This window comes from Pseudomonas sp. SWI7, from assembly GCF_006351945.1.
Lineage (GTDB): Bacteria > Pseudomonadota > Gammaproteobacteria > Pseudomonadales > Pseudomonadaceae > Aquipseudomonas > Aquipseudomonas fulva.
Window position 1 is genome coordinate 3,599,987 of the sequence record NZ_CP040930.1, and the last position, 24,413, is coordinate 3,624,399.

Annotated in this window: 24 protein-coding genes and 1 tRNA gene; 6 read left to right on the plus strand and 19 right to left on the minus strand. The window is 60.9% G+C overall.

Annotated elements, in window-relative coordinates; genetic code table 11:
• The first annotated feature begins 134 nt into the window (after positions 1 to 134).
• Both FH041_RS16490 and FH041_RS16495 read left to right on the plus strand, forming a co-directional pair.
• Positions 135 to 211: transfer RNA gene (locus FH041_RS16490), tRNA-Arg, on the plus strand.
• A 155-nt stretch (positions 212 to 366) separates the two neighbouring features.
• Positions 367 to 2,097: a dipeptidase gene (locus FH041_RS16495; RefSeq protein ID WP_104925694.1), complete on the plus strand. Its 1,731-nt coding sequence runs from the start codon at positions 367 to 369 to the stop codon at positions 2,095 to 2,097.
• Positions 2,098 to 2,177: 80 nt separating this feature from the next.
• Here the strand turns inward: FH041_RS16495 and FH041_RS16500 are convergent, their stop codons facing one another.
• The 8 genes from FH041_RS16500 to FH041_RS16535 all read right to left on the minus strand — a co-directional run bounded on the left by FH041_RS16500 (position 2,178) and on the right by FH041_RS16535 (position 10,905).
• Complete coding sequence (locus tag FH041_RS16500; protein WP_257225203.1) at positions 2,178 to 3,521, minus strand: aminotransferase class V-fold PLP-dependent enzyme; 1,344 nt, start codon at positions 3,519 to 3,521, stop codon at positions 2,178 to 2,180.
• 17 nt (positions 3,522 to 3,538) lie between these two features.
• Complete coding sequence (locus FH041_RS16505; protein WP_027914153.1) at positions 3,539 to 4,435, minus strand: EamA family transporter; 897 nt, start codon at positions 4,433 to 4,435, stop codon at positions 3,539 to 3,541.
• 24 nt (positions 4,436 to 4,459) lie between these two features.
• A complete protein-coding gene (locus tag FH041_RS16510; protein ID WP_104925693.1) occupies positions 4,460 to 5,686 on the minus strand; it encodes an acetyl-CoA carboxylase biotin carboxylase subunit family protein in 1,227 nt (408 codons plus the stop codon).
• Positions 5,687 to 5,717: 31 nt separating this feature from the next.
• Positions 5,718 to 7,049 carry an acetyl-CoA carboxylase biotin carboxylase subunit family protein gene (locus FH041_RS16515; RefSeq protein WP_140174880.1) on the minus strand — a complete coding sequence of 444 codons (1,332 nt, stop codon included), beginning with the start codon at positions 7,047 to 7,049 and terminating at the stop codon, positions 5,718 to 5,720.
• A gap of 28 nt (positions 7,050 to 7,077) precedes the next feature.
• The gene (locus FH041_RS16520; protein WP_140174882.1) at positions 7,078 to 8,418 is read right to left on the minus strand and encodes an acetyl-CoA carboxylase biotin carboxylase subunit family protein; all 1,341 of its coding nucleotides are present in this window, start codon (positions 8,416 to 8,418) and stop codon (positions 7,078 to 7,080) included.
• Between the two features lie 15 nt (positions 8,419 to 8,433).
• Positions 8,434 to 9,186 carry a hypothetical protein gene (locus FH041_RS16525; RefSeq protein ID WP_023535779.1) on the minus strand — a complete coding sequence of 251 codons (753 nt, stop codon included), beginning with the start codon at positions 9,184 to 9,186 and terminating at the stop codon, positions 8,434 to 8,436.
• A 69-nt stretch (positions 9,187 to 9,255) separates the two neighbouring features.
• Positions 9,256 to 9,552: a 2Fe-2S iron-sulfur cluster-binding protein gene (locus FH041_RS16530; RefSeq protein WP_023535766.1), complete on the minus strand. Its 297-nt coding sequence runs from the start codon at positions 9,550 to 9,552 to the stop codon at positions 9,256 to 9,258.
• Between the two features lie 93 nt (positions 9,553 to 9,645).
• Entirely contained in the window at positions 9,646 to 10,905 is a 1,260-nt protein-coding gene (locus FH041_RS16535) for an MFS transporter (protein ID WP_110607271.1), read from the minus strand.
• A gap of 139 nt (positions 10,906 to 11,044) precedes the next feature.
• On the opposite strand from FH041_RS16535, the gene FH041_RS16540 reads away from it, so the two are divergent.
• Together FH041_RS16540 and FH041_RS16545 are read left to right on the plus strand one after the other, a co-directional pair.
• Positions 11,045 to 11,500, plus strand: coding sequence for a helix-turn-helix domain-containing protein (locus FH041_RS16540; protein WP_027914158.1), 456 nt, complete (start codon positions 11,045 to 11,047; stop codon positions 11,498 to 11,500).
• Between the two features lie 132 nt (positions 11,501 to 11,632).
• Positions 11,633 to 12,070, plus strand: coding sequence for a CBS domain-containing protein (locus tag FH041_RS16545; RefSeq protein WP_023535729.1), 438 nt, complete (start codon positions 11,633 to 11,635; stop codon positions 12,068 to 12,070).
• Between the two features lie 144 nt (positions 12,071 to 12,214).
• Here the strand turns inward: FH041_RS16545 and FH041_RS16550 are convergent, their stop codons facing one another.
• From FH041_RS16550 to FH041_RS16560, 3 genes are all read right to left on the minus strand, one after another.
• Positions 12,215 to 12,457 carry a DUF2789 domain-containing protein gene (locus tag FH041_RS16550; protein WP_027914160.1) on the minus strand — a complete coding sequence of 81 codons (243 nt, stop codon included), beginning with the start codon at positions 12,455 to 12,457 and terminating at the stop codon, positions 12,215 to 12,217.
• A 214-nt stretch (positions 12,458 to 12,671) separates the two neighbouring features.
• Positions 12,672 to 13,304, minus strand: a complete 633-nt coding sequence (locus tag FH041_RS16555) for a LysE family transporter (RefSeq protein WP_027914161.1) — start codon at positions 13,302 to 13,304, stop codon at positions 12,672 to 12,674.
• Positions 13,305 to 13,434: 130 nt separating this feature from the next.
• Positions 13,435 to 15,345 (minus strand): ATP-binding cassette domain-containing protein, encoded by a 1,911-nt coding sequence (locus FH041_RS16560; protein ID WP_028688200.1) that lies wholly within the window; start codon positions 15,343 to 15,345, stop codon positions 13,435 to 13,437.
• Positions 15,346 to 15,395: 50 nt separating this feature from the next.
• On the opposite strand from FH041_RS16560, the gene FH041_RS16565 reads away from it, so the two are divergent.
• A complete protein-coding gene (locus FH041_RS16565) occupies positions 15,396 to 15,878 on the plus strand; it encodes a TIGR02444 family protein (RefSeq protein ID WP_027914163.1) in 483 nt (160 codons plus the stop codon).
• Here FH041_RS16565 and FH041_RS16570 read toward each other — a convergent pair.
• A complete protein-coding gene (locus tag FH041_RS16570) occupies positions 15,854 to 16,795 on the minus strand; it encodes an AlgP family protein (protein WP_028688201.1) in 942 nt (313 codons plus the stop codon). The genes FH041_RS16565 and FH041_RS16570 overlap by 25 nt on opposite strands.
• 259 nt (positions 16,796 to 17,054) lie before the next feature.
• Between FH041_RS16570 and FH041_RS16575 the strand changes: the two genes are divergently transcribed.
• Complete coding sequence (locus FH041_RS16575) at positions 17,055 to 17,690, plus strand: FKBP-type peptidyl-prolyl cis-trans isomerase (protein WP_104925690.1); 636 nt, start codon at positions 17,055 to 17,057, stop codon at positions 17,688 to 17,690.
• Between the two features lie 7 nt (positions 17,691 to 17,697).
• Here FH041_RS16575 and FH041_RS16580 read toward each other — a convergent pair whose 3' ends face one another.
• The 7 genes from FH041_RS16580 to FH041_RS16605 form a co-directional block, all read right to left on the minus strand.
• Complete coding sequence (locus FH041_RS16580) at positions 17,698 to 18,168, minus strand: Rsd/AlgQ family anti-sigma factor (protein ID WP_028688202.1); 471 nt, start codon at positions 18,166 to 18,168, stop codon at positions 17,698 to 17,700.
• 212 nt (positions 18,169 to 18,380) lie between these two features.
• Positions 18,381 to 18,902, minus strand: a complete 522-nt coding sequence (locus FH041_RS16585; RefSeq protein WP_028688203.1) for a disulfide bond formation protein B — start codon at positions 18,900 to 18,902, stop codon at positions 18,381 to 18,383.
• A gap of 222 nt (positions 18,903 to 19,124) precedes the next feature.
• Positions 19,125 to 20,363 (minus strand): heme biosynthesis HemY N-terminal domain-containing protein, encoded by a 1,239-nt coding sequence (locus FH041_RS16590; protein ID WP_027914167.1) that lies wholly within the window; start codon positions 20,361 to 20,363, stop codon positions 19,125 to 19,127.
• Positions 20,360 to 21,460 carry a uroporphyrinogen-III C-methyltransferase gene (locus FH041_RS23035; RefSeq protein ID WP_049696782.1) on the minus strand — a complete coding sequence of 367 codons (1,101 nt, stop codon included), beginning with the start codon at positions 21,458 to 21,460 and terminating at the stop codon, positions 20,360 to 20,362. The genes FH041_RS16590 and FH041_RS23035 overlap by 4 nt, the downstream gene beginning before the upstream one ends.
• A gap of 30 nt (positions 21,461 to 21,490) precedes the next feature.
• Positions 21,491 to 22,273 carry a uroporphyrinogen-III synthase gene (locus FH041_RS23040; RefSeq protein WP_027914169.1) on the minus strand — a complete coding sequence of 261 codons (783 nt, stop codon included), beginning with the start codon at positions 22,271 to 22,273 and terminating at the stop codon, positions 21,491 to 21,493.
• Positions 22,270 to 23,211 carry a hydroxymethylbilane synthase gene (gene hemC / locus FH041_RS16600; protein WP_027914170.1) on the minus strand — a complete coding sequence of 314 codons (942 nt, stop codon included), beginning with the start codon at positions 23,209 to 23,211 and terminating at the stop codon, positions 22,270 to 22,272. The genes FH041_RS23040 and hemC overlap by 4 nt, the downstream gene beginning before the upstream one ends.
• Positions 23,212 to 23,372: 161 nt before the next feature.
• Positions 23,373 to 24,116 (minus strand): LytTR family DNA-binding domain-containing protein, encoded by a 744-nt coding sequence (locus tag FH041_RS16605; protein WP_088523688.1) that lies wholly within the window; start codon positions 24,114 to 24,116, stop codon positions 23,373 to 23,375.
• Positions 24,117 to 24,413: the final 297 nt, after the last annotated feature.

Below are 24,413 nucleotides of genomic sequence, written 5' to 3' on the forward strand. Positions count from 1 at the left end.
CCCAAGGCGAGCACGAACCGAAAGAGTAGCCCCAGGCAGAACCGCCATGGAGGCGAACATGGCAACTGGTAAAAAGGGCTACAGATCAAGGCGATGGACGCAGACGAACGAGATAGGTATCATGCGTGCGCGTTGCACTCGTAGCTCAGCTGGATAGAGTACTGCCCTCCGAAGGCAGGGGTCGTGGGTTCGAATCCCGCCGAGTGCGCCATACATGAAAAGCCCCAGGCCAACGCCTGGGGCTTTTTCGTTTGTGCGCCATGTCACACGCCTGGTACTGCCGTACCACAGGTCATTGGTGTTAGCGTGAAGGCCTTCCCGCACGACGGGGCCTCATCAATGATTGGCGAAGGAATGCGTACACTCATGCATCTGAAAAAGCTCACCTCTGTTTCCCTGCTGGCAGCCAGCATCGGCTTGTTCGCATTGCCTGCCCAGGCCAACCTCACCCAGCAGCAGTCTGCGGCGATCGTCAAGGCGTTCGACGGCAGCGATCCGCATGACTTCAAGCAGTTTCTCGGCAAGCTCAAAGGCAGCGAACTGGCCCAGGCCGATGACCTGGGCACCACCTTGGACACCTACCTGGCCGGTAAGCCGCTGGGCGCCGAGCAGCAGAACGAGATCAATCGCCTGCTCGGGCTCTACACCCGCATCAAGTACGGCAAGGCTGCCACCCAGACCCTGCGCGAACTGGTGGCCATTCCCACGGTCACCGTCGAGGGCACGCCTCAGCATGAAAACCCCGAGTTCCTGAAGATCGCCGACAAGATCAAGGCACTGGCCGACGGGTTTGGCCTGGCTTTTCGCAACGTCGACAACCGTGTCTACGAAATCTCCCTGGGAAGCGGCAAGGAAGTGGTCGGTATCCATGCCCATGCCGACGTGGTCCCTGTCACACCGGAAAACTGGAAGCTGGCCGACGGCACGCGCCTGGACCCGTTCAAGGTCACCCTGGTCGGTGATCGCATGTACGGCCGTGGTACCGAGGACGACAAGAATGGCATCGTCGTAGCGCTGTATGCCCTGAAGGTCGCCAAGGATGAAAACCTGCCCCTGGCGCGGCAATTCAAACTGCTGATCGACACCACCGAAGAAACCAGCGGCGATGCCATCCCGTACTACTTCGAGCGCAACCCTACGCCTGACTACAACCTCGCCCTGGATGGCGGCTATCCGGTGGTCATCGCGGAAAAAGGCTACGGCACCGTGATGGCGAATTTTGCCAAGCGTGCGGCCAGCGGCCAGGGTGCCGAAATCGTCAACCTTACCGGTGGGCTTGCTACCAATCAGATCCCGTCCACCTCGGTAGCGACCTTGCTCACCGACGACGCCAGCGCACTGGCGCAGCGGTTGAACACGGCCGGTGCCGAGTACGTGAAGCAAAACGGTGGCGACTTCAGCATTGCCGCCAAACCCGACGGCAAGCAAGTGGTGCTCACCGTGACCGGTGTGTCAGCTCACTCCTCGGAGCCCGAATCGGGCGTGAACCCTGTCGCGCGCATGCTGGACTTCATCAATGGCGTGGGCAAGACGGTGCCGTTGAAGCGGAACCAGTTCACCGATGCTGCCCACTATGCGGCGGACAACTGGGGCCTGGACTACCTGGGCAAGAAGCTGGGCATCGCCTATGACGATGCATTCATGGGGCCGCTTACCGCCTCGCCAACCTTCATCGGTGTGGATGACAAAGGCTTGAAGCTGGCGATCAACCTGCGCATCCCCAAGGGCAAGGCGGTCGCGACGATCAAGGATGAAATCGCCGACAAGCTCGGTAAGTGGTCGCAGCAAAGCCATATCACGCCCGCCTACGACTACAGCCTGGACGAGCCGATGTACCGCAACCCAGAAGGCGAGTGGGTCAAGGCCCTGCTGGCTGTGGCCAGCGAAAACCTGGGCATGAAGCACGCGTTCGGTACGTCCGCCGGAGCCACCTCAGTGCATGACCTGCCCAACGGCGTGCAGTTTGGTCTGGCCATGCCCGGTGTGAAGTACACCGGGCATAACGACAACGAGTTCAAGACCGTGGACCAGTTCATGCTGGACCTGCAGGTGGTCAGCGAAATGGTGGCGCGGATCGGGCAGATGCCGAAGCTCTGAGATCCGCCTCGGCCTTTGGCATCGCTACCCGGCCTGGCAGGCCGGGCTAGCGCGCCCGGTGATCCCTGCACAGCCCTGAATCATGTCAGGCTGTGCATCACCTGCAGGGTCTTTTCAATGTCCTGGGGCGTGTTGGTGATCCCGGCAGAGAAGCGAACCGAGGTATGGCGGTAAGGTGTTGCGCTGGCAATGATGTTATGCGCTTTCAACTTCGCCACCACGTCCTTGGGCGCCTGACCCTTAACGTCGCAGCACACGATACCCGCCGAAAACTGCGCGTCTTGGGGCGTGAGCAATGAAACATTGGGCAGTTTGGCCAGCCCTTCCTTGAGTTGGCCATTGAGTTCGGCAACGCGCTCGGCAATGCGCTTGCGGCCAATTTGCTCGATGAATCGGAACGCCTCGATCATCGCCCACTGATTCTCGAACGCCAGGAACCCTCCGGGGCTTACCCATGCCGCTTGCGTATCGCCCTGCGGCGCACGTTCCTGGCGCCAGGCATTGGCAGGCTCGGCCGCCATGATGGTGGGAATGGTCGGCATGACGTGGCGCCATTGCCCTTGGCGCCCCCACACCAGACCGGTACCGTGCGGGCCGAGGATCCACTTGTGCGTACCGGCACTGAAGAAATCGCATCCCAGGCTGGCGACCTGCGCCTCGGAGCAGCCGAAACCATGCACCCCGTCAATCACGTACAGGATTCTCTGCGCCTCGTCACGGCCTTTGTTGAGCCGGGCCACCAGGTCGCCGATCTCCTTGACCGGCAACCGTACGCCGGTGCCTGAATGGACCCAAGTCATTGCCAGAATGCGGGTCGAAGGGCGAATGGCGGCTTCGATACGCGTCACGATGGCATCGACGCTGACGTCCTGCGGACCTTGGTAGAGATCGATGCGCCTGATGCTGCCACCCCACTTGACCACAGCCAGGCGCATCGCTTCGTCATGGGTGTACCACTCATGGTGGGTGGTGAGAATTTCCTGATCGGGATTGAGCTTGATGCCGTTGTAGATCATTGCCAGGCCCTGGGTCGTGCTGGTGGTCAGGGCAATGTCCTCTGCGCGCCCGCCCGTATAGGCGGCCGCGGTTTCGCAGACCTTGCGCCAGACCATGTCTTCGGGTTTGGCGAACATGTGGTCTTCGAGGTAGGTATAGGGGTTCTGGTCGAAGGCCTCCCGGTGCCGCGCCATGGCATCGCGCACCGGCTTGGGGTTGGATGCCAGGAAGAAGTTGGAGATATGCACATACCGTGGCGACAGCTGAAACTGCGCCCGTACCGATGCCCAGTCGGCAGGATCGAATGCCGGGGTTTCTGGCTCGGGCGCCGCAACGGCGCCTGCGCTGGACAGGCTGGCGATCATGCCGCCGCCAACCAGGGTGGCGCCCACAGCGCCCCCCATGAATCCACGTCTTCCCAAACTCATTTCGACTTCCTATCGATTCACAGTGAGGTCCGCGCAGTGCGCGCGGACAAAGCATTGAAGATGCGCTGCCCATACAGGCCGACAGCCAGACCCAGCACGATCAGGACAACGGCCAGTACCTTGCTGGTGGGCACGCTCTCGTTGAACACCAGTACCGAGCCGAGCATGCCGAAAATCGGCACCAGCAGCGAAAGCGGTGCGACGGTCGATACCGGGTACGTCTTGAGCAGCGAATTCCAGATCCAATAGGCAAACAAGGTGTTCGGATAAACCTGGAACAGAATCGACAGAATCGCCGTGCTGTCCACCTGATGGACCAGCGCGGTGTAGCCGGCACTGCCATTGACCGCGTAGTCGAGCACGAACAACGGGATCGGTGCAAAAGCGCTGGACCACACCAGGAACGCGAACACGTCCTTGGTCTTTGCCTTCTTGTTGATGACGTTGGCCACGCTCCATGCGCCAGCGCCCAGGAGTACCAGCAACACACCAGGCAATGTCACCGAGCCGTCGCTGATCGTGATGATGCACAGCAGCCCCGCCAAGGCCACCAGCATGCCCAGCACCTGAAAGCGCGTCAGTGCTTCTTTGAAGACCAACCCGCCCAGCAGGATGGTGAAGAATGCACTGAACTGCAGCACCAGCGAGGCAATGCCGGCAGACAGCCCAGCCTTGATCCCGAGGTTGACCACACCCCATAAGCCGATGCCGAACACCAGGCCGTAGCCAATGATGTAGCGCCAGGCCACATCGGGTTTGCGGATGAAGAAAATCGCCGGCAGCGCACACAGGCTGAAACGAATCCCGGCGAGGATCAGTGGGTCGACAGTGGCCAGCCCCAGTTTGATGACAGAGAAATTGATGCCCCAGATGGCCGTGATCAGAACGGCCAGCACTACATGCTGTGGTTTCATTGGCAGGCTGCCTTGAAGAAGAAGTTAAGCAACGGATGTCAGGTGCCGGGCCAGTGATACCCGCGAGAACAGATCAACCATCCAGTCGCGGGTACGCTCGGGCTCGGCGGTCTTGACGATGCCCGCCAGCGGCGCTTCGAATGCCGAGTAGGTCACGTGCCCAGGCAATGGTGCACCCGGTTCGAGCTCGTTCCACTGCACGATACAAGGGCTGCCGCGCAGTTCACCTGCGCCCTCGAGCCCAAGGAACGTGCGCTGCGGGTGAGTGTGCCCAGGGAACACGAACCATCCGTAGCCCAGGTCCGCCTGCCGGCCGCTCAGCGTCGAAAGGTCCAGTTCGCCGTCGACATAGATGCGCAGTTCCAGCGAAGGCAAATGAATCCCCGTGGCCATCTCATACGTCGCCACCACGTCAGCCCCGCCGACCCGGTTACCCACTTCGAGGAAGACCGGCCCGTCGGCGTCCATGATGGCTTCCAGGTGGAAGGCGCCGTGGGTGATCCGCACCGCGTTCAGCGCCTGCCCCACCCACTCCCGCATGGATGCGCAGCTGTCCACATGCCAGGAACCCAGCGGCGCACCCCGCTCCATGTAGTCCAGGCAGGTGCCTACGTATTCACTGGCCTGCATCGTGACGATTCGACCGTCGAGCACCAAACCGTCGAAATGGCGGATGGGGCCTGCAACGTACTCCTCGACCTGAAAATCATCGATGTGCAACGACTGTTCATGGATTTTGCGCCGGATTTCGGCGTGGGCCTGAGACGGTAAATGTACGCTGACGTCCGCGCTCGAAGCGCCGCTGTGGGGTTTCAAGACCGTTTTGCCTGCCCAAGGCACCTGGCCTTGCGCGTCCAGGTAACAGGCCAGCGACATGAACTGCGGTATGCGCAAGCCGTTGGCCTGCACCGCTTGCTTCATCAGCAGCTTGTTGCGCGCCAGGGTCACGGTCTGTAATGAAGCCCCTTCAACGCCCAATGCTTCTCTCAAGCGTGCAGCATCGAGCAGTTCGTATTCGGACATTGAAATAATGCGATCAAAGCGCTGGGGGCTACCAGACAGCCATGCCAATGCTTCCTCACTAGCGCTGGCGGTACCCGCTCGTACCACCCGCTTGCAGTGCAAATCGGCAGGCAGCGTGTCGATTGCAGCTTGCTTGCCGAAATAGGTGACTTCGTGCAGCGCATGATCGATGCCACGGTGGTATTCGATTCGGGGGTAAGGCACACGGTGGAGGATCAGAATCTTCATATTATTGTTCTCGAAGCGTGGATGGCGTCGCTCAGCAAGCGGCTTTGAGCAGGGGTTCGGCAGCCAGGCTGCGCGCCATGACCTCCAGCCACTGTTCGCGCAGCGCGCTGACCAGATCACGGATATCGGCCTGGGCATCGTGCAGCGTCACGCAGGCCTGCGCCACGAAATCGCCATTATCCCGGGGCGTGGCATGGACGAGACGGCGCGCACTGGTCACCCAAGCGCATTCGAGCAAGACGACAGCGTCCTGTGCAATGCCCAGCCGCTGTGCTGTGCAGGCAATGGTTTCCACCACCAGGGCATGAACGTCGCCTAGTCGGGCCACATCGACGGTCATGTCCTGAGGCACGCCGAACATGAGGGTGGCCGCGCTACAGCTAGGCTCTGGCAGCTCCTTGGGTATGGCTGCCGAAAATACCGAGTCGATCCAGGCTGCATACAAGTCAAGCCCGTGGACAGCTTGAGCCAGCGTCCAGATTTTCATGCCTGCAGGGCGCCGATTGGGTTCGACCACGGCCGTGTTGCAGTCTTTCTCGCTGAGCTTGATCTCGTTGTGGAACGGCCCGATGCGCTGGCCGACCAATCGGTTGACCTGCTCGCCCACCACACGGATGGCCATGCGCTCCTGATGATCGAGCCGGGCCGGCAGGATCTGCGCCACTTCTACCGGGTAGCGCCCGGTGGCACTCACTTTCTCGGTGATGAACCACAACTCGCCCAGCCCGTCGTAGGAGTATTCACGGTCAAAGGGTATCAAGGCTTCGGCCAGCACGCCGCTCGCCAGATACGGCTCTACTTCGGCAAACGCCTGGTCGCAGTCTGTACCCGGGGCGACCAGGACGACGCCCCGGTTATTGCCCTCGGTCGTGGGTTTGATGACGAAGCCGTGAGCCTGACGCCGGGCGAAGTTCTGTACGTCTTCAAGGCACCTGATGCGTTCGAAATCCGGCACCATCACGCCGAGCTGTGTAAGCAGCGGCCCGATGCGCTGCTCGCTTATCCGATAGGCCAGCTTGTCGAACGCCCCCAGTGCCAGGCGGGCGTCGTCAACGGGCAAACCAAGGCGCTCAAGCAGCGCAGCGCCACTGGCCACGGCATTGTCGGAAAACACGATGCCAGCACTGACACGCGCGGCCTCGTCGCCTAATTGCTCAAGCACGCGCTGGATGAAGTCCGGCGCCAACGGGTCTGCGTCGATAAGCCGATCGCTGATGCGCAGATCGTACGCCTGGGGAGCGCTGCGCACCAACCAGGTTTCGGCATTCCAGCGCTCACGGGCATGGTTGCGCATGTGTTGAACGTCGCCGATACGGCTCAAGTTGTAATCCACAACCAGCAAAACGGGTCTTTGCAAGGGCATGTCAATTGTCTCCGGTGCCTGGCGGACGTCAGAAGTCTTCGGTCTCGTACTGGATATCGAGCGCGTCTGCGCTGCTACGAGACAGGCGCTTGAGTTCAGCGGGGTGTTCGGTGTGCGGGAATGTCCACAGCAACTGGCCGAGGAATACTTCACGGGCATGGGCAGGAATCACATCGCCTGCCTTGAGCAGGATGTGCGTCACGCTGGGCGCCAGTGGGGTCTCAGCCAGCTCGACGCTACGCAGGGTGCCGGGTTTGGCGAAATAGACGCGAAAGAACGTGGCCGTCGTCTGCTCGGTGGTGCCCTCGGCGTGCCAGCCAAGCCTGTCCAGACGCTGTGCGAAGGCCTCGCGCAGAGGCGCATCGTCCTGGCTTGCGAACAGCAGGTCCAGCCACAGCGAGAGCATGCTGTGCCCGTCAGCGACCGCCTCAACGCTATGGGAAATCAGGCTGCCGCCCACCCGTGGATTGACTTCGATCAGGTCCCAGTGCTCGCCGGTGAACCTGGCTTCGATGTGGTAGCAACCCCATTTCAGCGCCAGGCAGCCAAGCACTTCACTCAGCCATGCCAGGCCGGCTGCGATCTGCGCTTTATCGAGGCTGGCTGGCGGTGTGGTGCAGCTGTCTTCCAGCACCGTTTCGGCTGTCTCGGTGACTTCGTATTTTTCATGAATGGCCACCACGTGGACCTGGCCATCGAGCAGTAAGGTCTCGAAGCTGAATTCTTTACCGGGGATGTAATCCTCGGCCATGAACTCAAGCCCCTCATTGAAGGCCGAGGCATACACGGTGTCGCTCGCCGAAGCCTCTCTCAAGGCTTCCAACGTGGCCCAACGGGTGTCCGGACGCATTGGGAAGGCGGCATAGGAAGCGATGCCATGGATCGGCTTGATGAAGTAAGGCCGGCCATCCATCTGCAATGCCTGCAGGACCGATGCCGACAGAGCATGCGCCTGGACCTGTGAAAGCCCGGCTGCCGCCAGTTGGTTACGCACCCCGAGCTTGTTGCGCAGGGCAAGCGCTTGCTCAGGGCCAATGTCGTAGGTGCCAAGCGACAGGTTGGCCTGCGCCATCAGGTGCCGGTACCCCTCCCACACGCTGATGCAGCAGGTGACCTGTTCGCCTGCTTCATGCAGACGCTGGAGGGTATGGGTAACCTCATCGCTGCGTAATTGGTGAGCGTCGCCGACATAGAGCCGGTCTGCCCAAGACTCGATTTGCTGCAAACGAGCCGGTACATGTTCAGGAAGCGGCAATGAAGAAAGCACGAAGCAGCGAAGCTGTCGACGATGCAGCTCTAACTTCAAGTCTTCCAGAAATGAAAAGCCGCAATGGCTCAGGATCAGCACACCAGGTCGCGTCGTCTTCATTGCCTGCACCATGGCTTAGGCTACCTTGGCTTGCGGGCTGGCCAGCGTGTCCAGGTACAACTCGTTGAAGTACATGGCCAACACTTTCTGATGCTCGGCCAGGTAGCGCTTGAGCGCAGCGATGTCCTGCTCACCTTTGATCAAGAAGCGCAATGCCGCCCATACCTCGCCTGGATGGTCATCGTTGATGTCGGTGTGGGAGTGGGAGATCTGACCCACGATCTTGGATTCGCCGACCGAACCCTTGAGCGCTTCGAGCTTGCGCGGCTCGAGCTTGACGTTGACGTATTCGACCAGGTACGAGTAGGCGATGACGCCCAGGGGGCCTTCATGGTCGAGCAGGTAGGAGAAGAAGCCTGCCAGCAGCTTGGTGGACAGGTAGGGTTCGGTGGCAAGGAACTCTTCGCGGCTGACGCCTACACGCTGGAGATCCTGGATGAACAAGTCGTCATGCAGCATTTCTTCCTGTTCGTAGTGGGCCCAGATCTGCGCAGCTTCCGGGCTGACTTTCGCCACCTCGACCAAGGCCTTGGCCTCGGCAACGCGCAGCAGGCGGATACGCCACGCCGTCTCGATCAGGTGACGCTTGTAGTAGGCGCTGTTGACATCCTTGCCTTCCAGGTGCGCGGCTTGCGGCACCGTCTTGTACCACTGATCGACCTGTTCATCGATGATGCTGTCGATTTCCCCACGCAGGTTGACCGATGCAGCAGCATTGAGGAACGGAGTGCGATCGCCATAGCCCACATTCTTTACACGGTTCAGCATATTCGAGCCTCTTCTTGGGTTCTGATACAAGACGCCACTCATCATGAGTCGACGTGAACAACGCACTGCCTAGCCAATGACTTCAATGGCCAATTCACCTCTGATCAGGCACTGGCAGGCCAGACGGTAGTCCGCCCCGCTATAGCCCAACAGTTCTATGAATGCTGTTTCCTCATCGTTGCGTGGATTCAACGCGTCCAGCCCTTCCTTGACTTTGATCAGGCACGCCCCGCACGCCCCGACGCGGCAGCCGAGCGGAATGACATTCTTGCCACCGGCCTCCCATTCGATGTCCGTAAGGGGTGAGTTGGAGGGCAGTTCAAAGTCGACGCCGTGGGAAGAAACGGTCAGTTTGTGCAGCGCCATACGTGCCTCGCCTAAGATGAAGTTGCTGTGTCGCGCGCACGGCATCACGTTGCTGTGTCGAAACAATGAGCGCAGCTGTTGAATCGCAAGTACTTATCGGTCGTTGAAGTTCAACCACAGCCAGTAGATCAAGGCGACGGCACTGATTGATGCGCCCAGCATGCACACGGCTACCCAACCCGCCTGGGCATAGGTGTAGGTCGCCGCGATGGCGCCGAGCCCGCTGCCCAGCGAGTAGAAGCACATGTAGGCGCCAACGAGCCTGCTTTGCGCATCCGGTCGTGCAGCGAAGATCAGGCTTTGGTTGGTGACGTGCACGGCCTGCACGGCGAAGTCGAGCATCACCACGCCCAGGACCATTGCCAGCAGCGAGCTATGGACGAACGCCGTCGGAAGCCAGGAAAGGGTCAGCAAGACCAGCGCAATGCCTGTGGTGCGATTGGCCAGGCCACGGTCTGCCAGTCGCCCGGCCCTCGCCGCTGCGAGAGCCCCTGCTACCCCGGCAAGGCCAAAGAGCCCGATTTGGGTATGCGAAAGCGCAAGATCTGGTTCACTGAGCGGCAGGACCATGGATGTCCAGAGCACGCTGAAGGCAGCGAAGATAAGCAACGCAAAGACTCCGCGCACGCGCAGGGTACGTTCGCGCAGAAACAGCTGCAGCACCGAACGCAGCAGGGCAAAGTAGCCGCCGCTGACCGCAGCGCGGGGAGGGGCGGGCAGCGTGCGCCACAACACGAAGGCCATCCCCGCCATCAGCGCGGCCGACACGAAATACACGCTGCGCCACCCGGCCAGATCGGCCATCGCGCCAGACACGAAACGTGCAAGCAGAATCCCCAGGACCACGCCGCTGGTCACAGTCCCCACGGTCTGGCCACGTTGCTCGGGGCTTGCCAGTGCCGCAGCGTAGGCCACCACCACCTGCACCAGTACGGCCATCAACCCCACCAGGACCATGGCACCGAGCAGCACGACCCAGGCCTGCGCCAGCCCTACGGCGCAGAGGGCCAAGGCGCTGAGGAGCATTTGGCAGAGAATGAGCTTCTTCCGGTTGACCAAGTCGCCCAGCGGCACAATGAACAGCAAACCGACCGCATAACCTGCCTGGGTGGCCGTGACGACGATCCCGATGGTGCTGGCAGGCACCGCCAAACTGCTGGCCATGGACTCGAGCAGCGGCTGGGCGAAGTACACATTCGCCACGGCCATTGCGCAGGTAATGGCAAAGAGGAAGGTTTGGGAAGGGCTGAGTGTGGTACTACGCGGTGTGTCGCAGCGCGCCGTGTCGTCACGGTTGGCAGACGCTTCGGCTGTCGCCGCCCGCTTGACCGGGCTATCTGGCCTGTACGGCATGCACTTCCATCCTTGGAATAGGTTTCAAAAGGAAACCACTTGTAGCGATTTTTAACAAATCAGGTTTTTAAATGCAACTACTGACCATGAACGTTTTCTCATATGGTTAGCGCTTTTCATCATCTGCTCATGGACAAACATGGCCAAACAGGAACAGTTAGCGCGCAGTGAATGCCCAGTGGCGCGCACCCTAGAAGCGATTGGGGACCGATGGGTATTGATGATCATCCGCGAAGCGTTCGACGACGTACGGCGGTTCAGTGATTTTCAGAAGCGCCTTGGTGTCGCCAAGAACATCCTCACCGTAAAGCTCAAGGCAATGGTCGAATTGGGCGTGTTCGAGGTCCGGCCTGCTTCCGATGGGAGTGCTTACAAGGAGTATGTGCTGACCGAAATGGGCCGGGCCGCCTTCCCCATCGTCATCAGCATGCGCCAGTGGGGAGAGCGTTTTTTGTACGGTTCAGGTGAATGCCACTCGATCATGCTGGACAACATGACAGACCAGCCCCTTGAGACGATCACCGTTCGATCCCGTACAGGCCAGCAGTTGAGCCCGGAGGATTGTCACCGACGACTGATCACCCGAGGGGGTTGAGGCAAACGCCCCCTGCATGCTCATGACGTTTTTCAATCACCTCGATGCCGTTTCCTGCATTGCCGGATGGCGCCGGGTGGTCGATGCTTGCAGGACCGTCGCCAGTGTTTTCCTCCACCTGCAGAGGCCACCATGAAAAACGTCGAGCAAATCCTCAAGAGCAAGTCCGAACACCAGACCGTGTACACCATCGGTCCGGACGACTCAGTGCTCGACGCCCTCAGACTGTTGGCCGAGATGAACATCGGCGCGTTGCCTGTCGTTGAAGGCAACGAGGTGGTAGGTATCGTCAGTGAGCGCGATTATGCGCGCAAGCTGGTGCTCAAGGGACGCTCGTCGGCCGCCACGCCGGTGCGCGACATCATGAGCGCACCGGTGGTTACCGTGGAGCCGAAGCACAACCTTGAATACTGCATGAACCTGATGACCAATCGACATTTGCGCCATCTGCCGGTGGTGAGCAACGGTGAGCTGTTGGGGCTGTTGTCGATTGGCGACCTGGTCAAGGAGACCATCGCGGAGCAGGCAGGGTTGATCTTGCAGCTCGAGCAGTACATCCGCGGCGAGTGAGGCATTTCAGGGCTCGGCCACCTGCATGCGCTACAGGTAAGACTGGCCGTCAGCCGGTTCCGGAACTGTCTATACCTTGAATGGCAGTATCGACGCGTTGACCGGAACGGCTCACGGCCCCTCACGCTTCACGCTGCAGGTAACTTATTTCTTGGCCGGATGCAGCGCTTCGTTCAACTGATCGGCCATGGGAACCCAGTCGGCATCGGCGGCGTAGCTTTCCTTGAGAAAGGCACGCTGGCCCTCACTCCAGAACGGTGCATCGACCAATTTCACATCATCATCGAGTGGCGAATGGGTGGTGATGAAGCGCTCGATCTCGACCGGGTCGTCGTCCAGTCCAAGCTGCTTGAACAATTCGGAAAAGTGGTGAGTCGGTTTGTCCATGATTCCTCCGCAGTGCCGGCATGCGCTTTGGTGTAAGCGCCAGTCCTGTTTGAGAGCTTGCGCTCAAGGGTGGGCATCAGCGCCCTAGGCAGGACGACCGCAATCATCCTGCCTGGGAATAGACAGCGCGCCACAGCAGAAGACTCGATAAATCACCGTAATGCCTTGAGCAGAAAGCTCTGAGCCAGAAGGCGCAGCCACCTCTGCCCTGGATTTACAGCGGCGCGCGGCGCAAGGTGGCCAGGAACGTGGCCGCACCGATGAACAGCCCGGCAAAGGTACGGTTGAGGCGCTTTTGCTGCTTGGGTGTGCGCAGCACCCTAAGCACGCGTGCTGCAAGCCCCGTATAACCCGCCATCACCAGCAGATCGACGGCAACCATGGTAGCGGCGATGGCGATGTACTGTGGTAACAAAGGCGCATGAGGATTGATGAACTGCGGCAGCACCGCCAGCATGAACACCAGGGCCTTGGGGTTGCTGACGTTCACAAGAAAACCCCGGAACACCAGGCTCAGCGGTTTGCCGATGGGTCGTATACCGGATTCATCGCTCATGTCCATGGGCAGGGCGCGCCATTGCTTATAGGCCAGGTACACCAGGTAGGCGACGCCGAACCATTTGATCACATGGAATGCGGTGGCCGAAGCAGCCAGGATGGCCCCGACGCCTGCCGCAATGATGGCGATCTGCATCACCAGGCCGATCTGCAAGCCCAGCGCATTCCAGTAGCCGCGCCAGAACCCATATTGCAGCCCACTAGACATCGAGGCGATAGCGCCCGCACCCGGAGACAGGCTGATAACCCAGCAGGCGGCAAAAAAGCCCAACCACACTTCCATCGACATCCCACACCTCGCTCATGCACATGTTTCAAAGCATTAAGCTAAGGTGCCGATGAAAAAATGACCAGCGCAATTTCAGCGATTTTGCAGCGCTGCTTGCGAAGGGTCGGTAGCAGCGCTCGCAAAAAGCGCGTCAGCTGAGCGCTTCGAGTTCGGCCTGCATGGTTTCGAGCGTTTCCAGTGCCTGCATCCAAGCGTCTTCGAGGTCACCTTCACGCTGCTTGAGCGCGGTTTGCCGGGCCAGCAATTCACGCAGCTCGTCCTTGCGGGCGGCTTCGTAAAGACCACCATCACCCAACGCAGTCTCGATCTCGGCCAACTGCGCATGCACCTGGTTGAGTTCAGCTTCAAGCTTGTCAGCGGTCTTCTTGTGCGGCGCCAGTTGTTGGCGCAATGCTGCCGCAGCCTGGCGCATGGCCTTCTTGTCGGTCTTGTCGGGGTTGGTTACCGCGCTACTGACCGGCGCGTTGCGCTGGCGATATTCCACGAGCCAGCGGCTATAGTCATCGAGGTCCCCGTCGAAGGGCTCGACCTTACCGTCGGCGACCAGCAAGAAGTCATCGGTTGTGCTTTTGAGCAGATGCCGGTCGTGGGACACCACCACCACTGCACCTGCAAACTCCTGCAATGCCATGGTCAGGGCCAGGCGCATTTCCAGGTCCAGGTGGTTGGTGGGTTCGTCGAGCAGCAGCAGGTTTGGCCGCTCCCAGGCGATAAGCGACAGCGCAAGCCGTGCCTTTTCGCCACCCGAGAAGTTCACGACCGGCTCGTCTACGCGATCGCCATGAAAATCGAAACCACCGAGGAAGTCGCGCAGCGTCTGCTCGCGCTCGGTTGGGGCAATGCGCTGCAGGTGCAGCAAGGGGCTGGCCTTGTCGTCCAACGAGTCGAGCTGATGCTGGGCAAAATAGCCGACGGCGAGGTTTTCACCCCGCACCAGGCGCCCGGACAATGGCTCAAGCTCACCGGCAAGGTTCTTGATCAAGGTGGACTTGCCGGCGCCGTTGGGGCCTAGCAGGCCGATGCGTGCACCCGGCACCAGCTGCAGCTTGACCTTCTCGAGAATGGCCTTGTCGCCGTAACCCAACCGCCCTTCGGACAGGCTCAACAAGGGGCTGGAGATTTTCTGCGACTCGCGGAACACGAAATCGAACGGCGAATCCACGTGAGCGGCCGACAGCTCCTCCATGCGCTCCAGGGCCTTTATGCGGCTCTGTGCCTGACGCGCCTTGGTGGCCTGGGCCTTGAAGCGCGCAATGTATTTTTCCATGTGCGCACGCTGCGCCTGCTGCTTCTCGTATGCTTGCTGCTGTTGTGCCAGGCGTTCGGCACGGGTGCGTTCGAATGCACTGTAGCCGCCCTTGTACAGGTTCAGCTTGCGCTGTTCGACATGCAGCACGTGATCGACCACGGCATCGAGAAAATCCCTGTCGTGGGAGATCAGCAACAGCGTGCCCGGGTAGCCCTTGAGCCAGTCTTCCAGCCAGAGGATGGCGTCCAGGTCCAAGTGGTTGGTCGGTTCGTCGAGCAATAACAGATCGGAGGGGCACATCAATGCCTGGGCCAGGTTCAGGCGCATCCGCCATCCACCGGAGAAGTCGCCGACGCGGCGGTCCATCTGCTCGTTGGTAAAGCCTAGCCCCGCCAGCAGCTTGCGCGCTCGCGCATCGGCGGTATAACCGTCCGCACTGTCCAACTCACTGTGCAGCCGGGCCAGTGCCGTACCGTCATGGGCCTGCTCGGCCTCTGCCAACGCAGCCTGCACCCTGCGCAATCGCACATCGCCGTCGAGCACATAGTCCACGGCCACCCGGTCGAGGGTATCGACCTCCTGGCGCATGTGCGCGATCCGCCAGTCTGCCGGCAGGTGGCAATCACCGCCATCGGGCGACAACTCACCGCGCAGCAAAGCGAACAAGCTGGATTTGCCGGCACCGTTGGCACCGATGAGGCCGGCCTTGTGACCGGTGTGCAGGGTCATCTCGGCGCCATCTAGCAAGCGCTGCGGACCACGCTGTAAAGTGAGGTTGGATAGTCTGATCATGATGGTCGCGGAGTCTACCAGCTTCCTCGGCCCATAGCGCGAGTGGAACCATGCAATGCGACTTGTGGGATCACGCCTTGAGCCTGTACGCCAGGCCCGGTGTGGAAGCGGCTTGCCTCGACCTGCAACGGCAAGGGGGCGACGTGTGCCTGCTATTGTGCGCCACCTGGCTGCAGGCCAGGTCAATCGAGGTGCAGCAACAGCGCGTCGAGGCCTTGCAGGGCTGTGCAGGGCCCTGGCAACGGGATGTGGTCTCACCCTTGCGAAGCCTGCGCGAACAATGGCGAGAATCAGCGAAAGGCGACCCACCGTTGGCTGAGCTGCGAGAGCAACTCAAAAGACTGGAGCTTTCAGCTGAAAAAGCGCTGTTGGAACGCTTGCAAGCCTGTGCAGCACAGTGGCCCGCCGGCAGACCGGGACATACTGGCGACTGGCTGGCTTGGCTTGCACCGAGCCAGCTGCGAGATCACCGCGCACTTGAGCAGTTGCGCGCGGCGGCGCTGGCGCATCAGGCGTCGGTGGACGACGACTGAGCAGCTCCTACGTCGGATACAGGTGTGGCAGGGTTCACCGAGTTGCCGGACGCTGGGGCTTTGTCGTCGGCAGCCGTCGCCGGCTTGGCACTTGTGGATCGGCTGCTGGCAGTGCGAGTGGCCGTTCGGGTGGCGGTGCCACGGGTAGAGGGTTTCGCAGGTGCGGGCTTGCTTGCGGCTTTTGCACTCGCTGCCTTGGCTGCAGGCTTGGCTGACGTCGCCTTGGCAGCCTGGGTGCTGGATGCAGAAGATTCAGCCGCTGAAGCCTTGGCCGCTGTCGCTTTCGCAGGGGACTTGGCTGCGCCCGGCTTTGTGGCAGCCTTGGTTGCGGTAGGCTTCGAGGCCGATCTGGCAGCAGGTTTGGCTGCCACGGATTGTGCGTCAGCGGCCTTGGCTGCAGGCTTGGTAGCTGCGGTGCGCGCAGCCGGTTTGGCCTTGCCAGTGGCTGGGGTAGGCGATTTGGCGGCTGTGGTCTTGGTAGCAGGCTTGGTAGCAGCTGGGGCGGCAGCCTGGGCTGCACGTTGGTCGAGGGCCTTGGTGGCGGCTTCACGCACCTTGCCAACGCCTTGGGCCAGTTTCAGGCTGTCCTGAGCATCGCGCTTTAATTGCTGGATGTAGCCGCGGGTCTGGGTCTGGCGGTCCTTGAGCGAGTCGAGCAGCTCTTCGAGCTCGGCAACGGCCTTTTTGGCCTTGTTCTGCGACTTGGCTTTGCCCGCCGTTGCTGCGTCTTGCAACTTCAAGCGACCGTTATGCAGTTTTTCCTGGGCCTTGCCGCGCTGCTTTTCCAACTTGGCCAACAGCTTCTCTGCATCAGCCAGCGCTTGCGAGCAGGCCTCTTCCAAATGTTCAAGCAAGCTACCCGAAAGTTGCTGAAGCAGGTGTAACGGCGTGCTGACTGGCTTTTTCTTGGCCGACATGACTTACCTCCTGACTGATGAGAGTGCGACTCATACTATGCTTCCGCTGCGCAGGCCGCTAGGGCATCTTGACCGCAATATCCATACACTGTTGCATATCAACGTCTGAGCACATCTCGCACCGCAAGCACGGCAATTAACTACGCTTCGCCAGCGCTGACCTGTCGTTGATCAATGCACCGTGTGGTCCGGCACGCCGCGAGCCCGTACCGTCGTGAACACTGGCATACTTCGCCCCCCACCGCCGTAGGAATTGGTCATGCTTCGATCCATTGTTCTAGGTTTTTGCCTACTGCCGATGTTGGCCGTGGCCGACACCGATGATCAGGACCTTGCCTACAGCCTGGGTGCCAGTCTGGGTGAACGGCTGCGACAGGAAATGCCAAGGCTACAGCTCGATGCGCTCGTCGAAGGCTTGCGCCAGTCTTACCAGGAACAGCCCTTGAAGTTGAGCCAGGCCCGCATGCAGGCGCTGCTCGAACAGCACCAACCGCAGCAAGACGCTGCGCCCCAGGCGCCTGAAGCCGCAGAGATACGTTTCATGGCCAATGAGCGGGCCCGTGCTGGCGTTCATGAGTTGATGCAAGGTGTGCTGTACAGCGAGCTACAAGCAGGCAATGGACCGCAGCCCAAGGCGGGCGCCAAGGTGCTGGTCAATTACGTGGGACGGTTGCCCAGTGGAGAAGTGTTCGACCAAAGCCGTGAGCCGCAGTGGTTCAGCCTCGACTCGGTTATCGAGGGCTGGCAGATGGCGCTGCCGCAAATGCATGCGGGTGCAAAATGGCGACTGGTGATTCCGTCTGCACTGGCCTACGGCGCCGACGGCGCGGGTGATCTGATTGCACCCTACACGCCGCTGGTTTTTGAAATCCAATTGCTGCAAACCAAGGACTGAATGACCCTCAGACGGGCGCCAGGCCTTCTTCCTTGTGCGCGTTGTGCAGCACTTCGATCAGGCAATCTTCAAGCTCGAAGCGCTCATGCAACAAGCTGCCAAGCTTGCCAAGCTTCTCGGCGAAGCGTTCGGTGTCCTTGCATTCAGCCTTGACGCAGTGATCGTTGAACGCCAGTGCAATCTGGGTAATGTCATCAATGCGTGGGCTGATCTCGCCTGCAAGATCAAGGGCTCGGGTGTCTCCAAATGCCTTGGCCTCGCTGACCAGTTGTTCACAGATTTCGAAATGCCACGCCGAGACATAGTCCACCAGCAGCGCACAGAAGTCGCCGTTGGTGTCTTTGTCTGCAAAGGCCGGTTTGGCATCACGCAACGAACGATAGGCATGAACCAGTTGCTCGCGCTCGCTCAGCCAACGGTCGATCAGCGCGTTGACCCCGCCCCAGCGTTCCTGTGCATTCTGACAACTATCGAGCATGGCGATCTCTTCCCCTGTGGGTAGATGCCGCTGCTCCTCGCGTAGCGCTGCTAAGGCACGAGATTGAATTAGCAGAACAGCATCAAACCTTGGATTTTCGGTAGGCGTGCTCGGAGATTATTCCCACGCAAGCTGCCCTTCAAGGTACGCAGGGTAATAACTTCGTACAAGTGTTTAATACGCCGTCTTACCGCCATTGGTCGTGCTGCGGCTCAGCGTTGTTTGAGGTCATGGGTGAGCAGGGCATGCAGGCGACCTGCAAGTAGATGACCGAGCGCAAACGCAGCCAGGAGCACAAAGGCCATCAGGCTCCATTCGGGTAACGTCAAGTCCATGAAGCTCCAGGTCAGCGCATTGCAATCAGGGGCACCGGAAAATAGTTGCCGGGCAAGCTCGTTCCAGTACTGCCCAGCGTTGTGGTCGATGGCGACGGGGCAGACCAGGTCATCGGCCGCAACCCCCTGCAGCCAGACATGCCTTGCGGCTACTGCAGCGCCACCCAGTGCAAAGCCAAGCGCTAGCTGGGCATAGCGGCGTTGGCCTTCGAGTGCCGGCCCATGCAGCACTGCGCTTAGACACACCAGTACATACCCTGCCAGCAGCGCCCGTTGTGTCACACACAGTAGGCACGGCAAAAGCCCGAGCGCATCTTGCAGCTTGAATGCAGTGACCAGGGCAGTGAATGCCACCAGGCAGGTTGGGAAGAAGAAAGTACGCAGGCGGGCCGGCAGCATGGGCAGTGAGGGTCCCGGTATCGGTAGTCGTGGCTTGAAACGGTAGAGGAATCACATCCTTTGTTTCAAGGCACAACAGTCGAGACAATTCCCAGCGTTACCTAAGAAATATCCAACTGCTGTGTAAGACGCGCCTTAAGAAAATACGTCAGGATTTCTCTGGCCCGAGCCGAAAGATTACCTCCCCTTGAAGCCCGCGGCTTTGCGCGGGCCAAGGTCAGGTCAAGCGCGAACCGTCTCCGGCAACGGCAGCGCCAGCAGTCGCTCATCGAGCAAACCAAGCCCTTCCTGGAAGAGTTGGTTGCTGCGCTCCGTTTCGCCAAGGCCTGCGAGCAGACGTGCCAGCTCAGCGCAGGCCTCGGGGTTGCGCTCCATGCGCAAGCTGCTTTCCAGATAGTCACGGGCCTTGCCCCACAGCCGATTCTGCAAGCTGAGCCGACCCAGCGTCAGCAGCAGGCTGGCATCCTGAGGATGGTCCTTGAGCCAAGCTTCGGCGGTCTGCAGCTGCTGGGCAGGGTCTTCACCGCGCACCAGGCCGTACAGCCGAGCAAGGTGGCTTTCGTAGTTGCGCTTGAGCGCCGTGCGCAATACCTGCTCGGCCTCGCCCTGAGCGCCGAGCTGGCGCAGTTGCTCGGCATAGGCCAGGACCAGTTGCGGCTCCTGACGCTGGGCGGAGGTCAATTGCTGCCAGGCACGCTCCAGGGCTTGGCGGGCCGTTTGCGCATCTTCACCCCGGGTCTGTGCCAGGCTCAGGTTTTGCCCCCAGGCACGACGTTCGAGCGTGGCGAGCTCGGTGGCGGGCAATACCTTGTTCTTGCGCAGGTCCGGCATCAGGCGAATGAGCGCAGACCAGTCGCCGCGCTCAAGCTGCAAGCGTTGCAACAAACGCAGTACCTGAGTGTTCTGTGGATGGCGCTCCTGCATGGCCAGCAACGTCTCCAGCGCCCCGTCGTTGTCGCCACGGTCCATTTGCAGTTGGGCATGGGTCAAGGCCACGGCAAGCTCTGCCTGAGGTTGCCGCTCCAGCGCACGCTCCAGCAGACCGTCGCTTTCCTCGACACGGCCCTGCTCGTTGGCGGCCTTGGCGGCGCCAAGGTAATACATCAGCGGTTGGCGTTCGGCTTCTGCAGCCCTGTGCAGATGACGCTGGGCGCTGGCCCAGCGCCCTTCTGCCAGATCCAGTTGGCCCTGTTCGATGGCAACGCGGTTGCGCCGGCTGCGGTTGCGCCGGGACCAAGGGTTGACCGCCCCGCCGGACGCCAGGAGCAGGCCGACCAGAAAACGCAGCACCAACAGCGCCAGGATGACGGCCAGCAAGCCCAACAGCGCGGCCCAAAGCCCGGACTGATAACGGAAGCTGCCATAGGAAATCATCACGTAGCCGCTGTGCTTGGCCACGGCCACGCCGAGGGCCGCTGCCACCACAATGGCCAGTACCGCCAACAGGTAGACACGCTTCATGGCTTGTCTCCCTTGTCCTCGGCAGGCAGATGCCGGCGCTGGATATAGGCCTGAACGGAGGCAAGGCTTTCACTGAGGTCAGGGGTTACGACCGAAACGGGTTGCTCGGCCAGTGCGTTCAGGCTGTCGAGCATGGCTTTGCTCTGCGGATTGTCGGCGTTGAAGTTGGCCAGCAGCACGCTGCGTGCATCATCCAATGCCTGGGCATAGACCTTCGCATCGCCGTTGAGCGCTGCCCATTGCGCCTGTTCCAGCGTAAGACTCAACGCCAGGCGCAGCTGATTGAGCTGCTGACCCGCGAGCAACGGTTTCACGTTCTCGTCGGCATTGAATTCAATCTGGAAATACTTGGATATTTCCGACCACCATTTGGACAGGCGACTGGCGCCATCGCCGTCACTGGTCAGCGCACCCATGGCATTGGCGTCATTGTCGAATTCCGGGGACTGGGCGCTCAGTTGCTGGACGAGCTCACGCTGGGCCGCCAACTCCAGGAACAGACCGGTGCGGTCAGGCTGCTGGGTATTGTTGAGCGTGGCGAGGCTGCGGGCCAGTTGCTCGCGCGCGGCGAAGGCGCCAGGGTCGCTTTGCTCGCGCAAAATCTCGTCGGCCCCTTCGACCAGCGCCTTGGCACTGGTGATGTCCTGCAAGGCCGACAGCCTCAAGGTCGCCAGGCGCAACAAGTGCTCGGCTTCGGCCAGGCGCCATTCCTTGCGGCTTTCACCCAGTACGGTCTCAAGCCGCTGACTCAGGCGTTGCTGATCGCCTTGGAGCTGCGCGACCAGACGACGACGGTCTTCAAGCTCACTGGCTGCCGGCAGACCGGCCAACTGTGCGCTGATTTTCTGTTCACGCTGCTGAAGCGCCTCGGCTCGCTGGTTCAGCGCCTCCAGGTGCTGGCCCTGGTCGAACTCGCTGCCTTGCAGTTGGTGCACTTGCCAGGCGCCCCAGCCGCCTACAGCGATGCCGGCAGCGCCCAACAACAGGGCCAGCGCGGCTAAGCCATTGCCGGAGCGCTTGGCGGGCACTGGGGTGACAGGCTCCGTCGGCGCCTGGGCCGACGTTTGATCCTTGTTGGACAAGACAGTCTCGCTCACGTATCCATCCTTTGCATGGGGGCGCGCCGCCTAGAGCTTGGCGCCTGGGTCGGCAGGTGCAGCGCTGCGCTGCACGGCTGCCAGCAAGGCCGCAGCGCTGGCGCCACGGCAATCCACAACGTGTTGGGCACCTGCGGCCCGGGCCTGTTCAGCGACCCGCGGGCTTGGTACGAACACCGGCAAGCGTGCCAGCTGCGGCCATTGGCTACCAGCCTGTTGCTGCAAGTGTTCGAAACCCTGTCCACTGCTGACCACCAGGCCATTAAGGCGTTCCGCTTCGATGCGATGCAACAGGTAGCCCGCAGGGTACGACGGCAGGTCGCGGCGATACAGTTCCAGATAATCGACGGTAGCACCTCGCTGAGCAAGACGCTCTGCCAACAGTTCGCGACCTCCGACACCCCGCACGATCAAGATGCGCGGCCCTGCGTTCGCCAGAACCTGTTGGAGCGCAGGCAATTCGAGCAAGGCTTCACTGTCGTCCCCGCATGCGGGGAAGCTGACATCAAGCTGTGCATCCTGCAGCACCGCAGCCGTAGCCGCGCCTACCGTGAACCAACCCTGCATCGGTACGGGCAGTTGCCGCTGCGCCGCTGCCGCCAGCAATAACCTGGCAGCCGGTTTACTGACCACGATGAACCCTTGGTAAGTAGACAGTCCCTTGAGCAACGCCAATTGCGGCGGCTGCAGCATGACAGGTTCGATCGCAAGCAAAGGCATGCAGCTGCTGGCTATGCCAGCTTGGCCCAGTGTGTGGGCAAGCGCTGCACACTCCTCAGCGGGTCGGGTCAACAGCAGGCGCCAAGGGCTCACGAATGCCCTGCCTCGCCGTAGACTTCCTTGAGAATGGCCTCAGCACCCTGATTGAGCAGATCTTCGGCCACCTGCACACCGAGTGCTTCAGCTTGCAGGCGAGGCGCCCGAGCCTGGGCGACCAACAGCGTACCGCCATCTGGATGCCCTACCAGGCCCCGAAGCCACAGCTGGTCTTGTTCAAGCACTGCATAACAGGCGATGGGCACCTGACAACCGCCGTTCAGGCGTTTGTTCAAGGCGCGTTCGGCTACCACACGATCGGCCGTATCGAGATGATGCAAAGGCGCGAGGAGCGCGTGGATCTCTACGTCGGCGCTGCGACATTCGATGCCAACAGCGCCTTGCCCCCCGGCAGGAAGGCTGTCGTCGACGCTGATGCTATCGGTGATTCGCGCTTCGAAGCCCAACCGGATGAGCCCGGCTGCCGCCAGGATGATGGCGTCGTAGTCACCCGCGTCGAGCTTGGCCAGGCGTGTATTGACGTTGCCGCGCAGAAAGCGAATCTGCAGGTCGGGACGGCGGGCCAGCAGTTGGGTCTGTCGACGCAGGCTGGAAGTTCCGACGATGCTGCCGGCAGGCAATGACTGAAGGCTGTCGAACCGGTTGGAAACGAACGCATCGCGCGGGTCTTCACGCTCGCAGATGCAATACAGGCCAAGGCCCTCGGGAAAGTCCATGGGGACGTCTTTCATCGAGTGCACGGCGATGTCGGCTTCGTGCTCGAGCAGAGCGGTTTCCAGTTCCTTGACGAACAGCCCTTTGCCGCCGATCTTGGCCAAAGGTGCATCGAGCAGCTTGTCGCCCCGGCTGACCATAGGCACCAGGGAAACTTTCAGGCCAGGGTGGGCCTGTTCCAGGCGCGCCTTGACGTATTCGGCCTGCCACAGGGCCAGGGCACTTTTACGAGTGGCAATACGGATTTCGCGAGTGGACATGTAACGCCCCGAACCAGAGAAATGCCGCCGATGATAGCAGCATCACCGGCGGCACTAGCAGATACGGATCAACAGCCTGGGCCGAAGCTGCCGATGACAGGCCCGGCGGTGCGCCCCTGTGCGACTGCCATGAGCACTGGCACGTCCACGGCGTCAAGCGCTCAAAGGGCCTGCATCATCTTGCGCACGCCAGCTACATGACGCCGGCTCACGGTCAGGGCATCGCCGTCGAGCCCTCGAAGGTACAGTTGGAAATGCCCCAGAGGTGTACGTTGCAGGCGTTCGATCCGCTCCCGCGCAACCAGCGCATTGCGGTGGATACGCACAAAACGGTCGCCAAATTCATCCTCGAGTGCCTTGAGCGGCTCGTCGAGCAGCACTTCGCCCGTTTCATGGCGCAGGGTCACGTACTTGTGATCGGCGATGAAGTAGATGATCTGAGCGATAGGGATCAACTCGATGCCCTTGCGGGTTCTGGCACTGATGTGGCTGCGGGGACCACCGCCCTCGTGGCCTGGACGAGTGAGCGCGGCCAGCTGGCTGCGGTTTGGCCGGTCGGCCTTGCGCAGTGCCTCACGAAGCGCCTGCCCGTGCACAGGCTTGGTCACGTAGCTGAGGGGAGTTTCCTTGAAGGCGTCTTCCCCGTACTCGTCATCACCGGTACAGAACACGAGCGCAGGTGGCGCCTCACGCTCGCACAGTCGGGCGGCGACCTGCAGACCATCGAGGCCAGGCATGCCGATATCCAACAGGACAATGTCGGGTTTCAAGCTTTCGATCAGCGCAAGGGCCTCTTCACCATTGGTGGCACTTGGCTCCAGCACGGTATAACCCTCGAGTTCACCGAACATTCGGCTTAGGCGCTCGCGGCCTTGGGGTTCGTCATCAACGATCAGGACATTCATAATTGCGCTGGATTCCTGAGTGAGTCTCGCACGGTTAAAAGCGTAGACAGCTGTGTGAAGCGACGCTGCGTGTCACGCTCTAGACCGGTGCGATAGCCAAAGATTCACTGTGGCTGGCAGATTAGCTGCCCGCCTCTGTCAAACTGTAGACGGTCCATGGAACACTGCCGTTCAATCGGTGAAATCTCCGTGGCCTACATCGCGCTACGCCTTTTCCACCCTCACACTCTGCAGGCGCCCTGCGGCACTGGGCCCAACCCTGTTATCATCGCGGCAATTTTTCGTTCACGCCTGCAA

Excerpts from the sequence above, each read along its gene's own strand:
- FH041_RS16590 (WP_027914167.1), bottom strand. The coding sequence starts at position 20,363 with ATGAAGCGTGTCTACCTGTTGGCGGTACTGGCCATTGTGGTGGCAGCG.
- FH041_RS16565 (WP_027914163.1), top strand. The coding sequence starts at position 15,396 with ATGCAATGCGACTTGTGGGATCACGCCTTGAGCCTGTACGCCAGGCCC.
- FH041_RS16540 (WP_027914158.1), top strand. The coding sequence starts at position 11,045 with ATGGCCAAACAGGAACAGTTAGCGCGCAGTGAATGCCCAGTGGCGCGC.
- FH041_RS16585 (WP_028688203.1), bottom strand. The coding sequence starts at position 18,902 with ATGCTGCCGGCCCGCCTGCGTACTTTCTTCTTCCCAACCTGCCTGGTG.
- FH041_RS16505 (WP_027914153.1), bottom strand. The coding sequence starts at position 4,435 with ATGAAACCACAGCATGTAGTGCTGGCCGTTCTGATCACGGCCATCTGG.
- FH041_RS16560 (WP_028688200.1), bottom strand. The coding sequence starts at position 15,345 with ATGATCAGACTATCCAACCTCACTTTACAGCGTGGTCCGCAGCGCTTG.
- FH041_RS16550 (WP_027914160.1), bottom strand. The coding sequence starts at position 12,457 with ATGGACAAACCGACTCACCACTTTTCCGAATTGTTCAAGCAGCTTGGA.
- FH041_RS16575 (WP_104925690.1), top strand. The coding sequence starts at position 17,055 with ATGCTTCGATCCATTGTTCTAGGTTTTTGCCTACTGCCGATGTTGGCC.
- FH041_RS16535 (WP_110607271.1), bottom strand. The coding sequence starts at position 10,905 with ATGCCGTACAGGCCAGATAGCCCGGTCAAGCGGGCGGCGACAGCCGAA.
- FH041_RS16605 (WP_088523688.1), bottom strand. The coding sequence starts at position 24,116 with ATGAATGTCCTGATCGTTGATGACGAACCCCAAGGCCGCGAGCGCCTA.
- FH041_RS16580 (WP_028688202.1), bottom strand. The coding sequence starts at position 18,168 with ATGCTCGATAGTTGTCAGAATGCACAGGAACGCTGGGGCGGGGTCAAC.
- FH041_RS16520 (WP_140174882.1), bottom strand. The coding sequence starts at position 8,418 with ATGAAGACGACGCGACCTGGTGTGCTGATCCTGAGCCATTGCGGCTTT.
- FH041_RS16510 (WP_104925693.1), bottom strand. The coding sequence starts at position 5,686 with ATGAAGATTCTGATCCTCCACCGTGTGCCTTACCCCCGAATCGAATAC.
- FH041_RS16495 (WP_104925694.1), top strand. The coding sequence starts at position 367 with ATGCATCTGAAAAAGCTCACCTCTGTTTCCCTGCTGGCAGCCAGCATC.
- FH041_RS16570 (WP_028688201.1), bottom strand. The coding sequence starts at position 16,795 with ATGTCGGCCAAGAAAAAGCCAGTCAGCACGCCGTTACACCTGCTTCAG.
- FH041_RS16500 (WP_257225203.1), bottom strand. The coding sequence starts at position 3,521 with ATGAGTTTGGGAAGACGTGGATTCATGGGGGGCGCTGTGGGCGCCACC.
- hemC (WP_027914170.1), bottom strand. The coding sequence starts at position 23,211 with ATGTCCACTCGCGAAATCCGTATTGCCACTCGTAAAAGTGCCCTGGCC.
- FH041_RS16555 (WP_027914161.1), bottom strand. The coding sequence starts at position 13,304 with ATGTCGATGGAAGTGTGGTTGGGCTTTTTTGCCGCCTGCTGGGTTATC.
- FH041_RS16530 (WP_023535766.1), bottom strand. The coding sequence starts at position 9,552 with ATGGCGCTGCACAAACTGACCGTTTCTTCCCACGGCGTCGACTTTGAA.
- FH041_RS16515 (WP_140174880.1), bottom strand. The coding sequence starts at position 7,049 with ATGCCCTTGCAAAGACCCGTTTTGCTGGTTGTGGATTACAACTTGAGC.
- FH041_RS16545 (WP_023535729.1), top strand. The coding sequence starts at position 11,633 with ATGAAAAACGTCGAGCAAATCCTCAAGAGCAAGTCCGAACACCAGACC.
- FH041_RS16525 (WP_023535779.1), bottom strand. The coding sequence starts at position 9,186 with ATGCTGAACCGTGTAAAGAATGTGGGCTATGGCGATCGCACTCCGTTC.